The organism is Rhizobium sp. CFBP 8752, from assembly GCF_014842035.1.
GTDB classification, from domain to species: domain Bacteria; phylum Pseudomonadota; class Alphaproteobacteria; order Rhizobiales; family Rhizobiaceae; genus Neorhizobium; species Neorhizobium soli.
Genome location: NZ_JACYUZ010000001.1, coordinates 1,720,082 through 1,743,055 on the forward strand (window position 1 = coordinate 1,720,082; position 22,974 = coordinate 1,743,055).

Below are 22,974 nucleotides of genomic sequence, written 5' to 3' on the forward strand. Positions count from 1 at the left end.
GTCAGGCCGCAGGCCTCTTCCGCCGATCGGCGGTCTCTTGAATGACCAGGAGAACACCGATCATCGTTGAAGACCGCTGGAACGGCGACATGCGGCAGCGAAGCACAAGCGTCTCGCCTCCGACTTGATCTGCATAGGTGACCGACGTGCTTTCGCCTTCGAAGCAGCGGTCCAGGTTCGGCTTGAACTCGTTTCGAAATCGATGGAGACCGACAAATTCCCCGATGTGCCGGCCGACGAGTTCCTCACGCGGAATGTTCAGCCGCTGCGCGTTCGTCTCGTTGGAATAGAGAATGCGGTAACCGGGAGCGACGACAAGAATGCGGTCCGAAAGCTGGTTCAGGAGGGAATCGTCGAGAATGCCGCTGGAGACGGCTTGGTCGATCGGCGACGATTGGTCCTGCCCCTCACCGGGAGCTCCCGGCGCTTCCGCACAGGTCGTCTGCGGTGCAAGATACCGCTCGACCAGGGTCTGCAGGAGGTGAGCGTTGCGCCTAACGCAGCTGCGATCGTCCGCTTCCTCGTTCAGGAGGTCGAGCGCAAAACGAAACTGGGCTTGAATGCTGCCGGCATCGGATTCGGCGCTGCCAAAGATCGCCAGGAGCAAAGGATCAAGTTCGCGGTCGAGACTGGCTGTCAAAGCCTCGTCTTCGCGGTCGATCGCCTGCTGTAGCTCTCCATATTTCGACCAGAAAAGATCGATCAATGCTTGCAAGACAATGCCCTCTCCACACGAGCCTCACGTCAGCCGTGGCCCTCTGAGACGACTGCGTCCAATCTCGTATAATACATCACACGTTAAATGTAGTCTCAAAAACGGCCCCTAAAAATGGCCGGTAAATACCCGTAGACGCTTGCAACCCACGAGAATTGTGGCCTCAGGAAATCAATCTGTGACCGTTTTCTTGATGTGCCAGCGGTCGTGATACCACAGCCACTGTTCAGGGTATTCCCGCACCCAGGATTCGACCTTGTCGTTCAGGACCTGAGACGTGCCCTGAATGTCGAGATTGCCGCGTTCGTCGCGCGGAAGTTCGATGCGAGGCTCTATCTCAAGGCGAAAACGGTTGTTCGGGAGACGGATGCAGCGGGCCGGATAGACATCCGCATCAAACTGACGCACGAGCTTGGCAAGAAGCGGGTTCGTCTTAACAGGGCGTCCGAAGAAATTGGTCGACAAGCCTTTTCTGAACTTCTGGTCGACGAGGACACCCACCCCCCCGCCCGCGTCCAGGCGCCTTGCCAGCGAGAACGATGACCCCGCATGCGACGGCACGAGCTGCCCCATGCGGGCACTGCGGAACGAGAAGACCTTATCGGCGATGTAAGGGTTGTTCGGCGGACGGAACAACACCATGACCTCGAGACCAAAGGCCTTGCCGGCGACAGGCAGGAGCTCGAAATTGCCGGTGTGGGCGGTAAAGACGATAAACGGACGTGGGTTGTCGCGCAGGTCCAGGAAGATCGGGGTGCCCGAGACTTCCACCCTGCCCGGCTCTGCCTGTTCGGGGTCGAAATCGAACAGCCGGTCGAGGAAGACATATTCGGCGGCGAGCCTGCCCATGTGTCCCCAACTCGCGACAGCGATCTCCTGCAGCTCCGCCTCACCCTTTTCCGGAAAGGCGTTGCGCAGATTGGTCATCATCAGTTTATGACGCCAGAATTTCGGCCCGATGTAGCGTGCGAAGCGATCGGCAAACCGGATCGCCGGATCCGCCGGAAAGATCTTCAGGAAATTCAGCAGCCCGAACGTGAGCTGCGCCACCAGCCATTGGCGGAAGTGGATAAGCTTCAGAACAATCCGGGTAATGACCATCTTCATCAGTGGTCAGTCCATCCTCAGGACGATCTTGCCGAAGATCTGGCGGCTCTCCATGCGGGCAAGTGCCTTGTGGATTTCATCAAACGTGACTTCTGTGTCGATCACCGGATGAACGATGCCCTGGGCCATCTTCTGCATGGCATCGGCCATGTTCTCCATGCGGCAGCCAAACGAGCCGACGAGCTTCAACTGCTGCTGGAACAGCATCATCAGATTGAGGTCGGTGGAAACACCCGAGGTGGAGCCGCAAGTGACGAGGCGTCCGCCGCGCTTCATGCACAGCATGGAACCCGCCCAGGTATCCTTGCCGACATGTTCGAAGACGACATCAACGCCCTTCTTCTTGGTCAGCTTGCGCACGACGCCTTCAAACCGATCGACGCGGTAGTTGATGACATGATCGGCGCCGAGGGCCTTGGCCTTCTCGATCTTGTCGTCCGAACCGACCGTGGTGATGACCGTGCAGCCCATTTTCTTTGCCAGCTGGATGGCGGCAGATCCGATGCCCGAGCCGCCGGCGTGAATAAGGATCGTCTCGCCGGGCTGGAGCTTGGCGTTGTCGAACAGCATATGCTCGACCGTGCCGAACGTGACAGGCGCGAGTGCTGCTGCAACGGCATCGACGCCCGGAGGTGCCGGAACGAGAAGACGGGCCGGAAGATTGGCCTTTTCCTGCGCGAAGCCATCGAGATGGAAGCCATGAACACCCGAGACATTTTCGCAAAGGTTGTCGCGCTTTTCGCGGCACGCCTTGCAGAGACCACAGGTACGGGCGCCGTAAATCGACACAAGCTGGCCGGGCAGAACATTCGAAACACCGGGACCGATGGCTTCCACGACGCCGGAGGCCTCGGCGCCGATCGTCAGCGGCATCTTGCGCTTGGCGAATGCCATACCGCGCCAGCCCCAGACGTCGATGTGATTGAGTGCTACGGCCTTGACACGCAACGTGACTTCGCCAGGACCCGGCGCCTCCGGCTCGGGAATGTCGACGGCTTCGAGCTTGCGGTCATCAATCAGTTGCAGCGCGCGCATAACAGGTCATCCTCCGCCCGTTTGGGCGTTCAAAAGTCTATCAAATCTCTTGGGGGCTCGCCTTACGCCGGTTCAAGCGTCATGACAAGGCTGGCGTTCTGGCCGCCGAAGCCGAAGGAATTGGACAGAACCGCCCTCGGCGCACCGTCCCGCTTCACATTCGGCACCACATCCAGCTCGATCGTCGGATCGGGATTGGTGTAGTTGATGGTCGGCGGCAGAGTGCCGGTCAGCATCGTCTGGATCGAGAATACGGCTTCGACAGCGCCGGCTGCCGTCAGCGTGTGACCGATCATCGACTTGTTCGACGACACCGGAATACCCTTCAACCCCTCGCCGAACACCGCCAGCATGGAGCTATATTCCATCTTGTCGTTTTCCGGCGTCGATGTGCCGTGGGCGTTGATATAGCCGATGCCGCTTTCGTCCATGCCCGCGTCTTCGAGCGCCGCCCGGATCGTGGCGATCGCCGGGCCGCCGTCCGGGGACGAGCGGGTGCGGTGGAAGTGATCGGCCTTTTCGCCAAGACCCTTGACGATGCCGAGCACCTTGGCGCCGCGCGCGATAGCCGACTGCAGGGACTCCAGAACGAGCGTTGCCGCGCCTTCAGCGATGACGAAGCCGTCACGATCCTTGCTGAACGGCTTGGACGCCTTTTCCGGCGGGTCGTTTTGCGTCGAAAGCGCAGACAGAAGCGAGAACCGCACGAGTGCCTCGACGCTGACAGAACCGTCGGTCGCAGCGACCAGCGCCTTGTCGGTACGACCCTGACGGATCGCTTCGACGCCGAGCTGGATCGCGGTTGCACCAGAGGCGCAGGCGGTGGAAAGCGTTACGGGCAGGCCACGGGTACCAAACTTGTCGGCCAGGCGCTCCGAAATCGAACCGAACTGGACGGCTTCGAGAAAGACAGGATCAGGACGCTCGCGCATGGCCGTCAAAAAGCGATCGTAGGCATCGCCCTCCTGCGTCGATGGCGGTGCCCGGTCTGCGAGCGCAAAACGGTCGGACCATTCGGGTTCTACAGGCGGCGCTGCCAGAAACAGCGGTCCGTCGAAATCGCCGGACAATCCGGCTTGTGCCAGCGCCTCCGCGGTCGTCTCGCGAGCAAAGGCAAAGGAGCGCTCGACCGAGTTCTCGGCCGGCACCTTGATGAAGTCTACCGTACCGCTGATGCGGGTCGAAAGGCCTTCGGTCGGAAAACGGGTGATCTTGTGGATGCCCGACGTTCCCGAGGTCAGCGCTGACCAGTTGTCCTCAAGGCCCTGTCCGAGCGAGGTGATGACGCCCATGCCGGTGACCGCGACGATGGGCCGGCCGAGATGATCCGTGAAGCGGTTGTCACTCATGACTGTCTCCTTCACGCTTCAGCAGAGAGGACAGCAATCCCCTCGCCGCGCGTATATCCAACTGTAGTGACAACCGCCTGCTTTGCCGGGGACGCCATCGGCGTCTCGTTTTCAGGGTCGAAAGCCGGGACCTTGGCAGTCGATTCGAGCGTCAGCGCTGCAAGGGCGATGCCGAGCGGGAACTGCGCTTCCATCGCGTGGCCCGTAACGCCGCCAAAGCCGCGGATCGCGGAACCCGGGAAAGCCTGCTCTAGCGCTGTCTTTTCGCGCTTCGCGAGATCGACCATGCCGCTCGCGCCGGAGAACACGACAGTTTCCGCCCCTTGCGTGCCGTGGGCGGTGAGCCGCGACATGCGCTTCTCGAGCCCGCCATCGTCGCGGTTGCCGCGATCGCCTTCGACGGCATCGATCGTTGCATAGATCCGGGCACCGCGCGCCTGCGCATAGCCGCGGGATTCGAGCACCAGGAAGGCGCCCACCGAACCGGTGATCATGCCACCGCCATTGTCCGGCGAGCGAGACCACAATGGCTGCCATTCGCCTGTCGCGTGGGCACGGATGCCCTCGACCAGCAAAAGAATATCGGCGCGTTCCGCCACGAAGGCGCCACCGACGAGACTGTGGCTCGACTGGCCCGCCTTGATGCGGTGGAAGGCGGTTTCGATGGCCGAGATACCGGCCGATTCTTCGCCCATGAAGGTGCGGGACGATCCGGTTACCTTGTGGACGATCGAGATATTGCCCGCCATCAGGTTCGAAAGCTGGGCGAGAAACAGGGTCGGACGCAGCTCCGTCGTCAGCTTCTCGTTCAAGACCATGTCGCGATCGTTGCGCTTCAGGGCTTCGTCGACAATCAGCGAGTCGACCTTGATGTCGCGCTCACCGCCGCCGGCGGCAACGATCATGTCCATCGAGGCGCAGGCATCCGCATCCGTCTTCAGGCCAGCGTCGTCGAGAGCGAGGCCAGCGGCGAACACGCCGAGACGTTGCCAGTTTTCCATCTGGCGCTGATCACCGCGCTTGGCGATCTGGGCGGACCAGTCGATCTCAGGCATGGGATGGACAGGATAGGGTTTGAAACGCTCCGTTTCGACCTTGGGCTCGTCGATGGACGATCCCGTCAGAAACGCGACATGCGGCTCGATGCCGACGCCGAGCGAGGTCACGATGCCGACCCCGGTAATCACCACATCATTGTCAGACTTCATAACTGTCCTCTTTGCGCGGCCATTGACCAGCGACGACATCAGGCACGACGGGACACTTTAGAACCGGTCCGTCCGGGCCGCATTATTCCCGAAGGCTTTGCGTCAGGTGCCGGCTTGCATCGCCGCAATGAGGCCGATCTCTTCGGCGCGCTTGCGCACGATCGGCGCCAGCGGAACTTCACTGAAAGGCATGGTCCGCAGCTTGAGCTGCGCATCGCACACCTTCTTGCCGCCCGACGTAATCTTTGCCTTTGTCACCATGTAGCCGGAACCCTCATGCTCCAGAAACGCCTCGATGTCGAGCACGGCGTTCGGCTCGACAAACGCACGCATCTTGGCACTGTCCACCGACATCAGAAATGGCATCGCGGCGAAATCGGTCGCCGCAAGTACCAGCATTCCGGATGCCTGCGCCATGGTTTCGATCAAAAGCACGCCCGGCACGAGCGGCATTCCCGGAAAGTGCCCTTCGAAAACAGGGCTCTTTTCAGGAACGACCGAGCGTGCAGTCAGCGTCTTTCCCGCGAGATCAAGCGTTTCCACCCGATCAATCATCTGGAAATATTCAAGCAGCATGAACTTGCGTCGGCTTTGGGCTTTAGCCCTTTGCCGCCTTCAGTTCGTCGATCTTGGCGCAGAGGTTCTTCAGAACGAAGTATTCCTCCGTCGAGACCTTGCCCTCGTTCACTTCCTGGGTCCACTGCTCGAGCGGAATCTTGATCCCGAATTCCTTGTCGATCGCGAAAACGATGTCGAGGAAGTCCAGGCTGTCGATGCCAAGATCGTCGATCGTGTGGCTCTCCGGCGTGATCGTCTCGCGGTCGATCTCGCTGGTTTCAGCGATGATGTCGGCAACTTTGTCGAATGTAGCAGTCACGCCCATGTCCTTTTAAAAAGTCTGTATTCGGTGTTCCACATAAGGAAACCAATCGAAAATGCCAATGGGTTCCAACAAGACGGCGCCAATTTGCCGCTACATTGTTGCCTAAACATCGATTGCCGATCGGTCAGAATGCCAAACCACCCTCAAATTTGAAGAGGGCTAGGCCGGCCGACCTGCCGTCAGCGCGACACGGATAACGTCCAGGACCTTTTCGGGTTGGACACCGACCGCGACCTTCTGGCTTGGCTGACCATCCCAAGGACTATCGACGAACCGTCGGCCTGTGTCAGGCGCCTGGATCGTCTCGCCATCGGCAATGCCGCCGCAGACCACGCGGACAGGGCCGCTGCGGAGTTTGAACAGATCGGGCGCCACCAGATAGACGCAGGCACAGCTGTCGTGGATTGCCATTCCATCGAGACCCGCGCCCTGGCGGTAGAAATCGATATAGAACTGCGAAAGGTCGGACAGGAGTGTTAGCGCCTTATCGCCACCCTTGGCCAACTCAGCCATATCATCTGACGACATCATCGTCTTCATGGTGACGTCGAGGCCGAAAGCAATGACGTTCCACGGCGCGGTAAAGACGATATCGGCGGCATCCGGATCGCCGTGAATATTTGCTTCGGCTGCTGGCGTCACATTGCCATTGACGTCGAAAGCGCCGCCCATGATCACCACCTGCTTGGTCAGGCCTGCGATCTCCGGATCAGCCTGCAGCGCCAAAGCCAGGTTGGTCATGCGACCGACCGCGACAATGGTGATTTCGCCGGGATTGGCCCTGATCGTATCGATGATGAATTGCGATGCCTCGCGCGGATCGAGCGGCCAATCGATTTCGAGAGGCACGCCGATATTGCCGAGGCCGTCCTCGCCATGCACGATCGTCGGCGAGTGCTGCTCGACCCGCGACGGATCAAGCGTCTTGCCCGCCCCTTTGGCGATGGGCGCGTCGATGCCCCACTCCTTGTGCAGGAACTGCGCATTGCGCGTGGTCAGTTCGATCGAGGCATTTCCGAACACCGTCGTCACGCCGAGAAGATCGATATCCGGATGGCGATGCAGAAACAGCAGCGCCATGGCGTCGTCTACGCCGGGGTCAGTATCGAATATGACTTTTTGCATGCGAATACCTTGAAATGCTCGCCGCCTGCCAGCGGCCGTTCATCGCGCAACATAGCGCCGCAACGGTTTACTGCAATGCAGCCGCAATCTGCAACCGCTGCCAGCGCCCCTCCTATTGCCGGATCACCGATTCGGTGCCACAAGCCGGCGCGCATCCCTTCGCCATTTCCCCTCCTCTCCTTCACGCAGAGCGCCAGCCTTGAGCGACATTGCATTTCAGCTGCTTTTTCTTCTTTTCCTCGCAGCCATCTTCGCGGGGTTCGTTGATTCGATTGCGGGTGGCGGCGGGCTGATCACCATCCCCGTCCTGCTCATTGCCGGCATTCCGCCGCTGGAATCGATCGCGACGAACAAGCTGCAATCCCAGTTCGGCTCGGCATCGGCAACAATCGCCTATGCGCGCAAGGGCCATGTGAAGCTGAAAGAGCAGCTGCCGATGGCAGCCATGGCGGCGCTCGGCGGCGCCATCGGTGCGCTGCTTGCCTCCATCGTTCCAGCCGAATTCCTGACGACCGCGATCCCCTTTCTGCTCGTGGCAATCGCAATCTTCTTTGCGATCAAACCCAATCTCGGCGATCTGGAAAGTCACCGACGGGTGACGCCGTTCGTTTTCGGGCTGACCGCCGTGCCGATCGTCGGGCTCTACGATGGCGTCTTCGGGCCAGGCGCCGGATCATTCTACATGCTGGGCTTCGTTCTGCTCGCCGGCTTCGGACTGCTCAAGGCGACCGCCCACACGAAGCTCATCAATCTCGGCTCCAACTTCGGGTCGTTTCTGGTGTTTGCAGCGTCGGGATCGGTGCTCTGGAAGATCGGCCTGATGATGGGCGTTGGCCAATTCATCGGTGCGCAGATTGGGTCGCGACTGGCGATGCGGAACGGTGCGAAGATCATCAAGCCGCTGCTGGTGATCTCATGCATTGCGCTTGCGACCAAACTGATCGCCAATCCGGCTCATCCGGTTCGTATCTGGCTGGGGTTCTAGATTATCTCCCGACCGAAACCAGTATAGCCCGTCACCCCTTCATCTTCAGCGGTAAGCCGGCGGCCACGAGAAATACATCGTCTGCCACGGCTGCGATTGCCTGATGCAGGCGGCCGGCATGATCGCGGAAGTCTCGCGCCATGCGATTGTCCGGCACGATACCGAGACCGACTTCATTCGACACGAGGATGACGGTCGAAGCAGTATCCCTCAGATAAGACAGAAGTCCTTCAGACGCTGAGGCAATGTCTGCCTCCGCCATCATCAGGTTCGTCACCCACAGCGTGAGGCAGTCGACGAGGATGACGACATCATCAGAGTCTATGCTGCGAAGGTTGGCTGTGAGGTTCAACGGTGTTTCGTGGGTGATCCAGCCCGTGCCACGGTCGTCTTGATGGCGCAGAATGCGTTCTTCCATCTCGGCGTCATAGGCGCGGCCTGTTGCAACGTAGTGCCTGTTGAGACCGGTTTCGCCGCTAAGTTTCTCAGCGAAGGATGACTTGCCGGATCTGGCGCCGCCAAGGACAAGGACGACGCGCCCGGAGCGGGTCATGGCAGCAGGCCGATCGCAGAGAAAGGGACCGGACGATTCGTAGATGAGGAAGGCGTCCGGCCCTGCTGGTGTTTGCTCTGGATTTGCATTGCAGCGCCATGTTGACTCGTTGAAGGTCGCCCGTCAATCCCATGCGGGTTAGACATTTCGGGGCGCGATCTCACAACTTTCTCAATGGGCATTCTGTTTGCGACATGCGCTGCCGACTTGTTGCGTTGAAACGCGCTGGTTTGCAGCTTATCTGAGCGCACACGAAAACGACATGGCTTCGTTCTACGAAGCCTCTGAGGAAACACCGATGCTTTACATCTTCAAGAACAATGACGGCGTTCAGATTGCCTGGAATTCGAGCCTTCCGCGTCGTGATCGTCAGACCCGCGCCATGGAACTCGACACGCGCTTTTCGCTGCTCGGTTTCATCCGTACGTTCAGCGCTGGCTGATGTGAAATGAGAACCCAAAAGTCGACATGAACGCAACCATAGCGCGATCTTTCATTTCGAGATCGCTTGCGTCACTGCAAAATGGTTATGGCGGCCGGTATGCACTACCTGATCCGGCGCCAAGTCGTTCGAGGACGACCATGGCGGCAACATCTACGCGTACATTCTTACCGTATGGTTATTAGCGCGTTACCAATGCCTGCAGTTTCAATTTTTTCCCCACACTGCGTGAATTTTTATTTGCGACAGCGAGGGCGCTAATCAGCCACTAAACGTCAAATATCGGTCGTGACAAAGTGCCGCCTGCATGAACGGGCTGCTGCTGGTTGCAGAGTTTGCTTAGTTATTGCCGGCGATGGCGCTTTTGTCGTCACAAAAGACGCGAACACGATATCTTACAAGGGCTTGGTGATATGCCCGTTATTGTGCGGTTACTCGCGGACAGTTGATTTCTGCTTCGGAAAACGTAGGCTGATACTGCTGACACATTATTGCGCAACGCCTGTGACATCATTCGCTGGCGTATAAAAGACGCATGAGGCCAGCTGGCCGGTGCAATCACATCTACCGGTTGATCGCACAAAGCCGCAGTCATCGGGTGCCGGCTATCGGCGCCTCCAGAGTTGAACACTGTCACGAATAAGACTGGGAGGTCTTACACATGAAGAAACTCCTCACTTCCGCAGCCTTCGCCGCCGGTCTTTACGCTTTTGCCGGCACTGCGCATGCCGACTGCGGTTCGGTATCAATCGCAGAGATGAACTGGGCGTCCGCAGGGGTTGCCGCTCATATCGACAAGATCATTCTCGAAAACGGGTATGGCTGCTCGGTGGAAATGGTGACCGGCGACACGATGCCGACCTTCACATCGATGAACGAAAAAGGTCAGCCTGACCTTGCACCCGAATTCTGGGTCAACGCCGTGCGTACCCCGCTCGACGCAGCTGTCAAGGAAGGACGCCTCGTCATCGCTGCGGAAATCCTTGCCGACGGCGCTGTCGAAGGATGGTGGATCCCGAAATTCCTTGCGGACGCGCACCCGGATATCAAGACCGTTCAGCAGGCGCTTGCTCATCCCGAACTCTTCCCGGCACCGGAAGACAAATCCAAGGGCGCGGTCACCAACTGCCCGTCCGGCTGGAACTGCCAGACATCGACCGCCAACCTCTACAAGGCTCTCGGTGCAAGCGAAAAAGGCTTTGAACTGGTCGATACCGGCTCTGCTGCCGGGCTCGACGGCTCGATTGCCGGCGCATTCGAGAAGAAGACCGGCTGGCTCGGCTATTACTGGGCTCCGACCGCGATTCTCGGCAAATACGAGATGGTGAAGCTGTCCTTCGATACGCCGCATGACAAGGCCAACTGGGATGCCTGCACGGCGGTTCCGGATTGCCCGAACCCAAAGGTCAACTCCTATCCGAGTTCGGAAGCCTTCACGGTCGTAACGAAGAAGTTCGCCGACAAGGCCGGCGTCGCGATGGATTACATCAAGGCCCGCAAATGGGGCAACGCCACGATCAACAGCGTTCTCGCCTGGCAGACCGACAACCAGGGCACCAATGAAGACGCAGCCAAGCACTTCCTTACAACCAGCCCGGAAATCTGGAGCAAGTGGGTCAGTGCCGACGTCGCCGAAAAGGTAAAGGCCGCTCTCTGAGCCTAGCCTTGCCAATGAGGGAAGCCGATCTGCGGCTTCCCTCTCAAGGCGCGTGAGAAGTCGCGACAAGCCGTCCACCGCTGACGGTCGCGCGAACCCGACGCCTTATCCATTGCAGACGTGCATGAAGCTGATTTGGTCAGGAAGGCGCTCGGGCAGCCATGCCGGGTTACGCCAAAAATCCAACCTATAAAGGGGAACATCATGGCAACCTGCAACTTCCTGCCGAACGCTCTCTGTAGCTTTCCGGCGATCAGCGACGCTTCCATCCGTGAAGCACGCAAGGTCATCGATGAGGGGTTCAAGAGCCTTGTTCGCGAATATACCGGCTTTATCGATACGATCGTCCAGCCCCTGCAATGGTTCCTGAACTTCCTGGAAAGGCTGTTCACCAACTCGCCGTGGATCATCGTCCTCGCCGTCATCCTCACCATCGTCTATCTCGGCAGCCGCAGCATCCGCATCACCATCGGTACCGCGCTCGGAATGTCGTTCATCGGCTTTATCGGCCTTTGGAACGATGCGATGATCACGCTCGCGATCACCACGGTCGCAACTCTGATCTCCATCATCGTCGGCATCCCTATCGGCATTCTGATGGCGCGGTCCGACCGGGCGCAGGCAAGCGTCAACCCGGTTCTCGACGTGATGCAGACCCTGCCGAGCTTCGTCTACCTCATTCCCGTCGTGATGATTTTCGGTATCGGCAAAGTTCCGGGACTGATTGCGGTGGTCATCTATGCGGTCCCGCCAATGATCCGCCTGACCAATCTCGGCATCCGGCTTGTCGACAAGGAAGTGCTCGAAGCCGCGGATGCGTTCGGTTCGTCGCCAAGCCAGAAGCTGAAGAACGTGCAGATGCCGCTGGCCCTGCCGACAATCATGGCCGGGATCAACCAGACGATCATGATGTCGCTGGCGATGGTCGTAGTCGCATCCATGGTCGGCGTCGGCGGGCTTGGCCGCAACACGCTGCAGGCGATCAACAACCAGTTCTTTACGTTCGGCATCATGAACGGTTTCGCGCTTGTTGCGATCGCCATCATTTTCGACCGAACAAGCCAGGCATTCGGCAAGCGCCTGCAAAAACATTCGGAGGTGGTCCATGGCTAGTCACGGCATCGAGATCAAAGGTCTCTACAAAATCTTCGGCGCGAACGGTCGCCAGTATATCGACGCCATCAAGGCGGGCATGACGAAGACCGAGCTCAACAAGAACCACGGTCATGTGCTCGGCCTGAAAGACATCAACATATCCATGCCGGCGGGCGGCATCACGGTCGTCATGGGTCTGTCTGGTTCCGGCAAATCGACCCTGATCCGCCATATCAACCGGCTGATAGACCCGACCTACGGCGAAGTCGTCTATGACGGCGTCGACGTGTGCACGATGAGCGAAAACGATCTTCGGGAATTCCGTCGGCACAAGACGGCGATGGTGTTTCAGAAATTCGCGCTCCTGCCGCATCGGACCGTGATCGAGAACACCGTCTACGGGTTGGATATCCAGGGCGTGCCTCGCGCGGAAAGCTTCAAGAAAGGCCAGTACTGGATCGAGCGGGTCGGCCTCTCCGGCTTCGAGAACCACTACCCGAACCAGCTTTCCGGCGGCATGCAGCAACGCGTCGGCCTCGCACGGGCGCTGACCAACGATGCCGACATCCTTTTGATGGACGAGGCCTATTCCGCGCTCGATCCGCTGATCCGCGTCGACATGCAGACCGTGCTTCTCGATCTGCAGGCGGAGCTCAAGAAGACCGTCGTGTTCATCACCCATGACCTCGACGAGGCGCTGAGACTGGGCGACAAGATCGCCATTCTACGCGATGGCGAAGTGGTGCAGCAGGGAACCGGCCAAGATATCGTCCTGTCACCTGCTGATGACTACATCACCGCCTTCGTCAAGGAGGTGAACCGAGGGCGTGTGTTGCAGGCAAAAACCGTCATGAAACCGTTCGACGGTCTGACTGACGGCATCAGGCTTGCGGGCAACACGACGATCGAAGCCGCTGCGAGAGCGATCTGCGAGGCGAGCCTGACACGGGCAACGGTGACAGATCCGGGTGGAGCGCCTGTCGGGACGCTCGACCTGCACACCATCATTTCTGCCATGGTCAGCCCTGCATCATCCGAGGAGGCACGGATCGCTGCGGAATGACAGGGCTCGGCGTCGGACCGTTCTGACGCCAAGCCGCCATATGCCGACGTCCTTATCGACAAGGTCGACATGTTGGGCGATAAGATCGACAAAGGTCAGGACGGCGCTCCCCACGGTGTGGAGGCGTGGATCTGGCGTGAAACGATCACGGTAAAGGATGAAGACGTGAGCAACATTTCGCCAATTGGCAGCCGCGAGACCGTTGCCGAGAGTTTCGAGAACCGGTCGGCCGAACAGCAGTCCTGGCTTGTTCTGTTGATGGAGAACCCGTCGAGCGATGACCTTCTCCTGTCGGGTCTGCATCTCTACCTGGATCAGGCGAGTGAAGGACGGTTTCTCAACTCTTTGAAACTGGAAAAATCTGGTGGATGGCTCGGCAATGCAGCGCCGGCGCGGCTTCAGATCCGCATTGCGGAAGCGGCGAAATCCAGCCAGCACCCGGCTTATCAGGCGTTCAAGAAGGGTCTTGATCAGTCAGGCGGCTTCGAGCGCGCCTATCCGAAGGCTCGAGTCTGATCAAGTCGAGCAAAGCGCATCGAAACTGGCGTTAGCTTGTAAGCCAAGACCGCCCTGCCCCTCGCTGCGGGGCACCTCAGCAGCCTCGCTGCCGGCACGTGATGGCCGACAGCGGAGCTGGGGAGTAACTAATTACTGTGCAGCCTTGCCAACGCGGTGGCCGGCGTCCTGGGTGGCGTTCACGGTGTTCGCCGTGTCCTGGCCTACGCCGCGGATCGTGTTGCCACACGAGCTGAGCGAAGCTGCCGTTACGAAAAGTGCGGCGATAACCGTGACTGTCTTTGCCGTCATGTTAGAAAACTCCCTGGATGAAGATCAAATCGTTCGGAAAATCAATTTCCGGCACAGGAACGTTCCAGCTCGGAAAAAGTTCACGTGATCAAATGTGATGTGTCTGTTAGCGACCGCTGTGATGCTTTTTGGCAACAGCCCAATCGCGCCCGATGACTTCACCGCCGGTTCCAGCACAATGATACAGGACAAATCGGTTGTCGCAGCGCGCGAACCGAGAGGTCGGTGTGAATTTGCCAATCTTTCCCCGTTACTATGAGCGCGCACGCTACGCGGTCAATTACGGGGCAGGCCCATGACGGAACATTCATCTTCTCGGGTTTTGATCATGACTGCTGGCGGCATAAACCCGCAGGTGATGATCAATGCCATCCATCGGGAGTTTTCTGATCTCCACGTTATCCAGGAGGAAGCGGAACCGAAATCGGTGCTTCTGAAGCGGCGCGCGAAGCGGTTTGGATGGATGCATGCGCTTGGTCAGCTGGCTACGATGATTGCGTCACGGCTCGGCAAAGGCATCGCAGCGAGACGGTCTGAAGAGATCATTCACGAGCACGGGTTGATAGCGGCTTCCAACCCGGCAGTTCCTGTGACATCCGTATCGTCCCTGAATGACGCTTCGTGTCACGCTGCGGTAAGTGCAATCCGACCGGCAGTCGTCTTCACGATATCCTGCCGTATCCTGTCATCCCGAACGCTTGCCGCGATCCCCTGCCCCGTGATCAACTTCCACGCCGGCATCAACCCGATGTATCGTGGCCAGATGGGCGGGTACTGGGCTCTCGTGGAAGGCGATGCGCAGAATTTCGGGGCAACCGTCCATCTCGTTGACAACGGGGTCGATACCGGCGGAACGCTTTACGAGAAACGGATATTTCCGGCCCGTTCCGACACGATGGCAACCTATCCGCTCCTGATGACGGCATCCGCGACGGATATCGCAATCAAAGCAATCCAGGATGCGATCACGGGCAATCTGAAGCCGTATGAACCAGCCGGGCCATCAGCCCTGCGCTTTCCGCCGCCGATCTGGACATGGCTTTATCACGGCATCACCAAGAAGATCTGGTGATGCTAACGGAAATGACCGAGTTCAGGCCGCCGTTGCCAGCGCGCCGAACGCTTCCCTCATGCTTTCCGCGACAGCCTTGGCCGGGGCCGAGAGATGGGGCGCGGTTAGAAGCCGAATGTCGAAGCTGATGAGTTCTGGCAGCCCTTCCTTGGCGCCCAGAACCTGCATGTCGCTCGTGACATAGGAAAGCGGGAATGGTGCGATCGCAAGGTCGGACACGACTGCTGCGCGCTGCGCCATCGTATGGGAGCTCGCATAGGCGATACGATAGGAGCGCTTGTGGCGATCGAGCTGAGAGATCGCATCCTGCCGCCACACGCACCCATCCTCCCAGACGGAGATCGGTAGCGGATCACGCAAGTAGGCATTGCCGCATTTAGCACCCGCCCAGACGAGCCGTTCGGAATGGATCACTTCACCGGTGGTCGGGAAAGGCCTTGTCGCGCAGTTGATCAGGGTGAGATCCAGCCGCTGCTCATCCATCCGCCGGCGTAACTGCAGGCTCTGGTCAACGGTGACATCGACCATGATCCCCGGAAAGCTCTCTCCGAAATCCTTCAGGAGCTTTGGAAGTAACCGCTCGGCGATATCATCGGGAGCGCCCAGCCTCACGACGCCCGCGAGATCGGGCATGACGAATCGCGAGACCGCTTCGTTCGATAGAGCGAGCATCCGGCGCGCATAGGACAAAAGCATTTCGCCATTCTGCGTCAACGACACGGATCGCGCGTCCCGCAGGAACAGCGTCGTCTTCAACTGTTCTTCGAGCTTCTTGATCTGCATGGACACGGCCGACGGTGTTCGCAGAACCGCTTCGGCCGCAGTCGAAAAATTGCCCGTCTCGGCAATGGCAACGAAGGTTCTGAGGATGTCGATATCGAGCAATGGAAGAGGCGGTCGAAACGGCACGGTCATCGTCATCACCATCAATTAAATTGAACCTAAGCACCATATCATTTCGTTTGATTGAAAGTCAAACAGGTCGCACTCTTGAAAACACGACACGCCATCTCAAAACCAAACGAATCTTGATGGGATGGATCATTTTAATTCTCTTTTTTGATGACTGACCGCAGTTCACATTGAATCGGCGTCCAGTGCTCGAACGAGAGCCCCAAGGAGAAAATCGATGAGCATCATGACCTATCGTGAGAGTGTACAGCCACGACCATCGCAGTCGTCATTTGCGACATACGTCGGGCTTGCCCTGAGCACCGTTTCAAGCCTGCGGGACGCATGGCGCCGCCGTCAAAATGAACAGGTCCTTGAGGGCCTGCCACCAGAAATCCGCAAGGATATCGGTTGGCCATCCACCGACAACGACCTCAAGCGCCATTGATGCCCAATACTCATGGCCTGCATGCGACATGCAGGCAGGTCTTGATGCTGCGTCTTTTTTGATCGCCTGTTAACGAGATTATAGTGTGTGCGACCTTTGGACGTCGCAAATTTGACATTTCGCCGTCGTCAAATGTCCTTCTCCGTCACCGCCTTCCGTGTCAATGTCGCTTTTAAAGAAACGACCGGATCAACGGCGGCCAGCGAAGGGAACAGCGACATGGATATAACAAACCGTGGGCACGCGAAGAAACGCGCGCTCGTTTTCTTTCTTGTGCCGCATTTTACGATGCTGCCCTTTGCAGCCGCCGTCGAAACCCTGCGGATCGCAAACCGCATGCTTGGCTACGCCGCCTATACCTGGCGCCTCTGTTCCGTCGATGGCGAGAAGGTCTACTCGTCCAGTGGTATCGGTCTCGAAGTCAATTCCTCTCTTGCAGACGAACGCCGTCACCTGAGCGGTGAGCATCGCCCCAGCATGGTGCTGATGTGTTCCGGCATCTATGTGGAGGAGTTCAACAACAAATCTGTCAACGCCTGGCTGCGCGAGACCTATAACCGCGGCACGGCTGTCGGAAGCCTTTGCACCGGGGCGCATATTCTGGCGCAGGCGGGGCTCCTGAACGGCAAGCGCTGCGCGATCCACTGGGAGAACCTCCCGGGTTTTGCAGAAGCGTTTCCACAGGCGGAAGTCTATGCGGATCTCTACGAGGTCGACTCCAACCTCTATACCTGCGCTGGCGGCACCGCGTCACTCGACATGATGCTGAACCTGATCGGCCAGGATTTCGGCGACAATCTCGTCAACCGTGTCTGCGAACAGCAGCTGACAGATCGCGTCCGCAACCCGCATGACCGCCAGCGTCTTCCCTTGCGTGCCAGGCTCGGGGTCCAGAACTCCAAGGTTCTGCAGATCATAGAGCTGATGGAAAACAATCTGGCCGAGCCGCTGTCACTGGTCGAAATCGCCGAAGATGTCGGCCTGTCCCGCCGCCAGATAGAGCGTCTGTTCCGGCAGGAAATGGGGCGATCCCCTGCCCGCTACTATCTCGAGATCCGCCTTGACCGCGCCCGGCATCTGCTGGTGCAGTCCTCGATGCCGGTCGTCGAGGTTGCGGTCGCCTGTGGGTTCGTGTCGGCGTCTCATTTTTCCAAGTGTTACCGCGAGGTCTACAACCGCTCACCCCAGCAGGAACGCGCAGAGCGCAAGCTTTCGCTCAACACCGCACGCACCGGGGTCGTCGTGTAAGTTTTTTGGAAAGCGGCACGCCATCGATATGAGGTGCCGCTCGCTTTGCACACTCAGCAGCTCTCAAGAAATCAGGCAACATTCCTGACGTCGGCTGCTGGAGCCTTCGAGCGCATCGTGCGGATCTGGATCAGCGTATCCAGGTTCTGGTTGACGCGGCAGTAGAACTCCTCGTCGATGAAGGGCCGCAACATGAAGTCATTGCCGCCGGCCTTCAGGAATCGGGCGGAAAGCAGCCGGTCCGACGACGAAGACACGCCGATGACGCGCAGTTCGTGGGAACCGCGAACCGAGCGGATGCGGCGCGTCAGTTCGAAACCATCGATATCGGGCATGTTGTAGTCGGTGACGACGAGACCGATATCGGGGCTCTTCTTCAGGATCTCGAGGGCCTTGGCGCCGTTCTCGGCGACACTGACCCTAAAGTTATAGCGCTTCAGACGACTCGACAGCAGTGCACGGGCGGTCATGCTATCATCGACGATCAGGACGTGATGGCGGTGGTTCGTCAGGAACCTGCAAACCGATTCCGCCAGCATGTCGACCGCAAAGACGTTGTCCTTCAGGATATAATCCACGATATCCTTGGCCAGAAGCCTATCGCGTGTTTCCTGCTGGAAGGTGCCGGTAAAGACGATGGTCGGGATCGACAGATCGATCAGATATTCCAGCGCCTCTCCGTTTTCAGCACCCGGGAGGTTGATGTTGGAGATCGCAAGCGTGACAGGCTCGGTGGAGCGATCGTAAGCAAGCTGCAGATCTTCGAAGTTACGGCAGATCTCAATCTCGATGCCGAACAGTTCTTTCAGTCGGGTCCCGACCATCGACGTAAATACGTTGGAATCTTCCGCAAGCAATATGCGCGCATTCGCCAAAGATTCGCCGGAATATTGCATGCCGGAAATGCCGAGAAATGTCATGGTACCCTTTTAACCCCGATCCTTGCCCCATTTGTTTAACTCTATGCGAAGCAATTTTCAGAAGCGTTAATTAGGCAGTACTTTCACATCTTGAGCGCAGCGGTCATCGAGTTACCGCTGCCTAAAGTGAATGATGTATTATTCCGGTACCTTACCATTCTCGGCGTGTGGCTTTACGCGCCACCCGCCGTATCTCCCTCATCCGGCAGGACCGGCTTTCCGCGGTGGAAGACGATCTCCTGCTGCGGGAACGGAATCTCGATGCCCTCCGCGCGGAAGCGCTGCAGAATGGCGATCCTGAGGTTGTTCCGGATGCGAAGACCATCGCCCATGTCAGCGAGATGGAAACGAAGCTCGAAATTCAGCGACGACGGCCCGAATGTCAGGAACTCGACGTGAGGCTCCGGATTCCGCAGCACTTCGGGGATCTGGTCGACGAGTTCCAGCAGAATGTCCATCACCCGTTGCGGGTCAGCGTTGTAGCTGACAGCGATCGGAATTTCCGAACGGCCGATCTTGTTGCGATGCGTCCAGTTGCCGACCGCGGCGTTGATCAGGTCGGAGTTCGGCACGATGATCGATTGTTTGCGGAAGGTCTCGATCTCGGTCGCACGTACAGAAATCCGCTTGACGATGCCTTCGTTTGCACCCGTCACCACGTGGTCACCCACCTTGAACGGACGTTCCACCAGCAGAATCAGTCCCGATACGAAGTTCGATACGATGTTCTGCAGACCGAAACCGATACCGACCGACAAGGCAGACGCGACAAGAGCAAAGCTTGAGAGGTCAATACCCGCAGCCGACACGCCGACGATGACGGCAAGTCCGACGCCGAGATAGCCGATGCCCGTCTTCACCGAGTTTCGGACACCGAGATCCACCTGGCTTCGAGCAAGAACGTTGTTGTCGATCCACTTCTGAACCCAGTGGGTGACGACAAAGCCTAATCCGAACAGAAGGATGCCGCCGAAAATGCCGACGATCGAGATTGAGACGTTACCGATCCGAATTTCGGTGAAGAAATTGTAGATCCATGCCTCGATATCGGTGGTCTGGAAGCCCCAGGTCAGAAGGATGAGCGGGATGCCGAGAAACAGGGCGAACGCATAGATGCCGAGGCCGGCAACAAGCCCTGTCTGGTCGAGCGCGACCTCGCCAAAATTGCGGCGCTCCGCCAGCTGCCGACCGGCGCCGGTGTTCTTGAACGCACCCTGCTTGGAGATCGCCTTGCCCGACAGGAAGCCCAGATAGACCAGGACGACAACCGCGCCGGTCAGCACGATCTGTGTCGCGACAAAACGGGCAAGACCAATGTAGCCCGTCAGGACAGCAAGCAGAAGCAGCCCGCCCATGATCTTCAACAGACCGGAGAAAAACCGCGGCCAGGGATGGCCGGTACTGCCGCCACGATCCTCGCCCTCGGCAACGCGCGGCCGAACAAAGGAAATGGCGATCAAGATGAGACCAACGATGACAGCGGCGAACAGGCTCTTGACGATCGTCAGAACCAGCGGCGAGTTCAATGCCTCGCTGATCGCGCCGAGAAGGTAATCCAGTCCGTTGACCACCGCCATGACGAGCACGGCCAATGTCAGCAGCCGCGCGCCCTTGTCGGTGATGCGCACCAGTCGCCATGCCGGCTCTCCCGGCGCCATTACGCCATAGGTGAGCTTCCAGACAAACGAGACGAACCAGATGAAGCCGAACAGCGAAGCAATGATCGGCGCCACATCGGGTCTGAGAACATTGAACCCATCGAGGAAGAGATAGGAGGTCACCAGAAAGGCCGCGATCGAGACCGTCTGGATCACGGTCGACCAGAAGGCGACCGAAAGACGCTTGATGTAGGATGGATCTTCCTGACCGTTGCGACGAATGAAGCGGCCGAAAATGCGGTAGCCGCCCCAGAGGAATAGGGCCGCAGCACCGATGGACAGCGCGATGGCGCTCAGAAGCTGAAGCAGCTTGAAGCGGATGACAAAGCCGATCCAACTGCCAAGCGTCGCGTTGAAGTTGTGCACTTCAGTTACGAAGGCATTGCCCGCCTCGATGAATAGATCGGCGTTCAATTCCGTATGACGAAACAGCGTCTGCGCGAACAGGGCACGGCGCAGGTTGGTGATCGTGTTGGCGAGATTTGTCGCGCTGTTGGCCAGGTTGTTGGCATCATCGACGATGAGGTTCAGCTCGGAACGCTCATTGACCAGCTTGCCGCGCTCCTCGGCGACGGCCGGCGCTTCCTGCGGCTGCCCTTCGGCCGGTGGTTCTCCGAGGCTCGTCAACCTGGACTGGATCTGCGTGACACGTGCCTTCAGCGTGTCAGACGCGCTGCGCATCTGTTCGACGATCTCTTCCGCCTGCAGGCGAAGCTCGGCCAGTCGGCCGTCGTCGGTCGTATCCTGCCTGACCTGATCGTTGAACGTGGTCAGCCGGCCGCGAAGGCTGTCCAATGTCTCCTTCATTTCATGATTGATCGAGTCGACCGTCACCATCGACTGTGGGTTTTGCTGAGCAGATGCCTGCGGTTGCCCGGCCTGCCCGGGGGCTGCCTGGCCCGGCGCGGTCTGGGCTGGTGCCGCTTGGGTCGGTGCAGCCGGGGTTGGCGCAGCCGGGGTCGGCGCAGCCTGGGTTGACGTCGTACCGTTTTGCGGAGCCTGCGCATTGGCCGTAAACGCTGCTGCGGTCACAAGCAGGACGATCATGGATGCGCGGATCGTTCGCGTCATCAGCGACAAGGGATCGAAGGAGTTCACGCGCACCGGTCTCTACTCTTCTCAGGACAATCGGAATCGCAGGCACGAATAGAGGCACTTCAAGGCGAAGAAAAGGACGTCCTGCACAGCTTGAAAATTCCTTGGGAACTTTGGAACATTCTGCTGCGTTACCAATCGCAAATTCAAAACGTGAGGGTAAGACATGGAAGAAGCAGGCATCGGCTGGATCGCAGCCATCATCATCGGCGGCATTGCAGGCTGGCTGGCAGAACAGTTCATGAAGAGCAATATGGGCGTCTTCATGAACATCCTTCTCGGCATTGTCGGCGCGATCATCGCCAACGCCATTCTCGGCTTCTTTGGCGTTGTGCTGGGCGGCTGGATTGGCTACCTCATCGCCGGCTTTATCGGCGCCTGCATACTTATTGCAGTTGCGCGCGCCTTTAGACGCTAAGCGCTGATTAGATCAGGTCTGATCAAAAACCCGACCCCGGCAGAGCAAGATACTCGAGCTCTTCCGGGGTCGAATTGCGTCCGAGCAAAGCATTTCGATGCGGGAAGCGGCCGAACTGACGGATCACCTCCCGGTGCTTGACCGCGTAGTCGTGATATCGTTCGTCGCCGAGGAGAGCAAAAAGCTCGACTGCGCGATCCTGGTCTTCAAGCGCTTCCGAATGCTCGAAGGGCAGATACAGGAAGCACCGCTCATGCAGACCGGCGCCCGTATCGACACCTTCGTCGACTGCCAGCCTCGCCTCCCGCAACGCGATCCAATCTGTTGCGAACGCCAGCGGTGTGCCCCGATAGATATTGCGAGAAAACTGGTCGAGTACGATGATGGCCGCGAGCTGCCCCTCGCGTGAACCTCGCCACGTATCCAGATCTCCATGCGCCAGAAACAGGTGCGTCGCTGCGAAATGCTTCGAGATTGCGACGTCCAGCGCAGGGTTCTTTTCGAACCATTTCTCCGGTCCCAGTTCGACAAACCAGAAATTCAGCACGTCTTCAGGGGTACGAACCGCTTCAGAACTCATCAAGCTTGCTCCAGTTGAACACCTTCGGACGACTTGCCCATCATCACCAGCAGAGCCTCCACGACGAGCCTGTGATCGTCTCGCTGCGGGAGACCCGATACGGTGACTGCGCCGATACAGCCCGCGCCGTTCACCTTTATCGGAAAACTGCCGCCATGCGGTGCATAGTCGGCAATAGGAAGCGAGAACTTTGCCTCGAGTGTTGTCTCCTGCCTGGTCATTTTCAGACCCATTCCATAGCTCGACTGAAAGAAGCGCAGGACGACATTGCTCTTGCGCCGAACCCAGTCTTCGTTGTCAGGCATCGACCCCGGCAACGCCGTGTAAAAGAGTGGCATCGAGTGAAGCCGGATACCGATCGCGACTGGCAGCCCCTTCTCGATCGCCATGTCGCGCAGCAAAGAACCGAGTCGCCAGGCTTCGTCTGGACCAAAGCGGTCGAAGATCAGGGCCGCTTCCTGCTCGGCGATCCTGGCGATATCCTGTTCAAGCGTCATGGTATTTCCCCGTTTGTAGCCTCATTGATGACGGTGGAATTGGGGAATGTAAATATCCTGCCCGCCAGCGCCGTTGCTGATCTTCCGGCAGACCATCCGTTCCACGGTTTGCGCAAAGACAAT

The 22,974-nt window shown here is 58.6% G+C and carries 25 protein-coding genes; 10 read left to right on the forward strand and 15 right to left on the reverse strand.

Features of this window, described 5'->3' with window-relative positions:
- Position 1 precedes the first annotated feature (1 nt).
- The 8 genes from IFT59_RS08240 to IFT59_RS08275 all read right to left on the reverse strand — a co-directional run bounded on the left by IFT59_RS08240 (position 2) and on the right by IFT59_RS08275 (position 7,422).
- A complete protein-coding gene (locus IFT59_RS08240; RefSeq protein WP_162237989.1) occupies positions 2–715 on the reverse strand; it encodes a PAS domain-containing protein in 714 nt (237 codons plus the stop codon).
- 171 nt (positions 716–886) lie between these two features.
- Positions 887–1,822 (reverse strand): lipid A biosynthesis lauroyl acyltransferase, encoded by a 936-nt coding sequence (locus IFT59_RS08245; RefSeq protein ID WP_062457157.1) that lies wholly within the window; start codon positions 1,820–1,822, stop codon positions 887–889.
- 6 nt (positions 1,823–1,828) lie between these two features.
- The gene (locus IFT59_RS08250; protein WP_192086603.1) at positions 1,829–2,857 is read right to left on the reverse strand and encodes a zinc-binding dehydrogenase; all 1,029 of its coding nucleotides are present in this window, start codon (positions 2,855–2,857) and stop codon (positions 1,829–1,831) included.
- A gap of 62 nt (positions 2,858–2,919) precedes the next feature.
- Entirely contained in the window at positions 2,920–4,206 is a 1,287-nt protein-coding gene (locus tag IFT59_RS08255) for a beta-ketoacyl-ACP synthase (RefSeq protein WP_192086604.1), read from the reverse strand.
- An 11-nt stretch (positions 4,207–4,217) separates the two neighbouring features.
- Entirely contained in the window at positions 4,218–5,414 is a 1,197-nt protein-coding gene (locus IFT59_RS08260) for a beta-ketoacyl-ACP synthase (RefSeq protein WP_192086605.1), read from the reverse strand.
- A 102-nt stretch (positions 5,415–5,516) separates the two neighbouring features.
- Positions 5,517–5,990, reverse strand: coding sequence for a 3-hydroxyacyl-ACP dehydratase FabZ family protein (locus IFT59_RS08265; protein WP_062457169.1), 474 nt, complete (start codon positions 5,988–5,990; stop codon positions 5,517–5,519).
- A 22-nt stretch (positions 5,991–6,012) separates the two neighbouring features.
- The gene (locus IFT59_RS08270; RefSeq protein WP_092662234.1) at positions 6,013–6,297 is read right to left on the reverse strand and encodes an acyl carrier protein; all 285 of its coding nucleotides are present in this window, start codon (positions 6,295–6,297) and stop codon (positions 6,013–6,015) included.
- A 159-nt stretch (positions 6,298–6,456) separates the two neighbouring features.
- Positions 6,457–7,422 carry a nucleoside hydrolase gene (locus IFT59_RS08275; RefSeq protein ID WP_062457172.1) on the reverse strand — a complete coding sequence of 322 codons (966 nt, stop codon included), beginning with the start codon at positions 7,420–7,422 and terminating at the stop codon, positions 6,457–6,459.
- Between the two features lie 199 nt (positions 7,423–7,621).
- Here IFT59_RS08275 and IFT59_RS08280 point away from each other — a divergent pair, with 199 nt between their 5' ends.
- Positions 7,622–8,407 (forward strand): TSUP family transporter, encoded by a 786-nt coding sequence (locus IFT59_RS08280; RefSeq protein ID WP_062457174.1) that lies wholly within the window; start codon positions 7,622–7,624, stop codon positions 8,405–8,407.
- Positions 8,408–8,438: 31 nt separating this feature from the next.
- On the opposite strand, the gene cobU is transcribed toward IFT59_RS08280, so the two are convergent.
- Positions 8,439–8,960, reverse strand: coding sequence for a bifunctional adenosylcobinamide kinase/adenosylcobinamide-phosphate guanylyltransferase (gene cobU, locus IFT59_RS08285; protein ID WP_192086606.1), 522 nt, complete (start codon positions 8,958–8,960; stop codon positions 8,439–8,441).
- Between the two features lie 262 nt (positions 8,961–9,222).
- On the opposite strand from cobU, the gene IFT59_RS08290 reads away from it, so the two are divergent.
- From IFT59_RS08290 to IFT59_RS08310, 5 genes are all read left to right on the forward strand, one after another.
- Positions 9,223–9,402, forward strand: coding sequence for a hypothetical protein (locus tag IFT59_RS08290; protein ID WP_192077167.1), 180 nt, complete (start codon positions 9,223–9,225; stop codon positions 9,400–9,402).
- Positions 9,403–10,063: 661 nt separating this feature from the next.
- On the forward strand, positions 10,064–11,059 hold the full coding sequence (locus IFT59_RS08295; RefSeq protein ID WP_092662231.1) for an ABC transporter substrate-binding protein: 996 nt from the start codon (positions 10,064–10,066) through the stop codon (positions 11,057–11,059).
- 204 nt (positions 11,060–11,263) lie between these two features.
- Positions 11,264–12,172 carry an ABC transporter permease gene (locus IFT59_RS08300; protein ID WP_062457186.1) on the forward strand — a complete coding sequence of 303 codons (909 nt, stop codon included), beginning with the start codon at positions 11,264–11,266 and terminating at the stop codon, positions 12,170–12,172.
- Positions 12,165–13,217, forward strand: coding sequence for a quaternary amine ABC transporter ATP-binding protein (locus IFT59_RS08305; protein ID WP_192076854.1), 1,053 nt, complete (start codon positions 12,165–12,167; stop codon positions 13,215–13,217). Before IFT59_RS08300 ends, IFT59_RS08305 begins: the two co-directional genes overlap by 8 nt.
- Before the next feature lie 165 nt (positions 13,218–13,382).
- Positions 13,383–13,733, forward strand: coding sequence for a hypothetical protein (locus IFT59_RS08310; RefSeq protein WP_062458086.1), 351 nt, complete (start codon positions 13,383–13,385; stop codon positions 13,731–13,733).
- 132 nt (positions 13,734–13,865) lie between these two features.
- On the opposite strand, the gene IFT59_RS08315 is transcribed toward IFT59_RS08310, so the two are convergent.
- The gene (locus IFT59_RS08315) at positions 13,866–14,024 is read right to left on the reverse strand and encodes an entericidin domain-containing protein (protein WP_062457192.1); all 159 of its coding nucleotides are present in this window, start codon (positions 14,022–14,024) and stop codon (positions 13,866–13,868) included.
- Positions 14,025–14,319: 295 nt separating this feature from the next.
- Between IFT59_RS08315 and IFT59_RS08320 the strand changes: the two genes are divergently transcribed.
- A complete protein-coding gene (locus IFT59_RS08320) occupies positions 14,320–15,096 on the forward strand; it encodes a formyl transferase (protein ID WP_192086607.1) in 777 nt (258 codons plus the stop codon).
- A 21-nt stretch (positions 15,097–15,117) separates the two neighbouring features.
- Here the strand turns inward: IFT59_RS08320 and IFT59_RS08325 are convergent, their stop codons facing one another.
- A complete protein-coding gene (locus IFT59_RS08325; protein WP_062458089.1) occupies positions 15,118–16,011 on the reverse strand; it encodes a LysR family transcriptional regulator in 894 nt (297 codons plus the stop codon).
- 214 nt (positions 16,012–16,225) lie between these two features.
- Here IFT59_RS08325 and IFT59_RS08330 point away from each other — a divergent pair, with 214 nt between their 5' ends.
- Together IFT59_RS08330 and IFT59_RS08335 are read left to right on the forward strand one after the other, a co-directional pair.
- Positions 16,226–16,435, forward strand: coding sequence for a hypothetical protein (locus IFT59_RS08330; RefSeq protein ID WP_192086608.1), 210 nt, complete (start codon positions 16,226–16,228; stop codon positions 16,433–16,435).
- A gap of 219 nt (positions 16,436–16,654) precedes the next feature.
- A complete protein-coding gene (locus tag IFT59_RS08335; RefSeq protein WP_192086609.1) occupies positions 16,655–17,683 on the forward strand; it encodes a GlxA family transcriptional regulator in 1,029 nt (342 codons plus the stop codon).
- Between the two features lie 71 nt (positions 17,684–17,754).
- Here the strand turns inward: IFT59_RS08335 and IFT59_RS08340 are convergent, their stop codons facing one another.
- Positions 17,755–18,603, reverse strand: a complete 849-nt coding sequence (locus tag IFT59_RS08340; RefSeq protein WP_174196706.1) for a response regulator — start codon at positions 18,601–18,603, stop codon at positions 17,755–17,757.
- A gap of 173 nt (positions 18,604–18,776) precedes the next feature.
- Positions 18,777–21,365 (reverse strand): mechanosensitive ion channel family protein, encoded by a 2,589-nt coding sequence (locus IFT59_RS08345; RefSeq protein ID WP_062457201.1) that lies wholly within the window; start codon positions 21,363–21,365, stop codon positions 18,777–18,779.
- 157 nt (positions 21,366–21,522) lie between these two features.
- Here IFT59_RS08345 and IFT59_RS08350 point away from each other — a divergent pair, with 157 nt between their 5' ends.
- The gene (locus IFT59_RS08350; RefSeq protein ID WP_062457205.1) at positions 21,523–21,774 is read left to right on the forward strand and encodes a GlsB/YeaQ/YmgE family stress response membrane protein; all 252 of its coding nucleotides are present in this window, start codon (positions 21,523–21,525) and stop codon (positions 21,772–21,774) included.
- A 22-nt stretch (positions 21,775–21,796) separates the two neighbouring features.
- On the opposite strand, the gene IFT59_RS08355 is transcribed toward IFT59_RS08350, so the two are convergent.
- Both IFT59_RS08355 and IFT59_RS08360 read right to left on the reverse strand, forming a co-directional pair.
- Complete coding sequence (locus tag IFT59_RS08355) at positions 21,797–22,354, reverse strand: DUF924 family protein (protein ID WP_192086610.1); 558 nt, start codon at positions 22,352–22,354, stop codon at positions 21,797–21,799.
- Entirely contained in the window at positions 22,354–22,851 is a 498-nt protein-coding gene (locus tag IFT59_RS08360; protein ID WP_192086611.1) for a heme-degrading domain-containing protein, read from the reverse strand. The genes IFT59_RS08355 and IFT59_RS08360 overlap by 1 nt, the downstream gene beginning before the upstream one ends.
- Positions 22,852–22,974 lie beyond the last annotated feature (123 nt).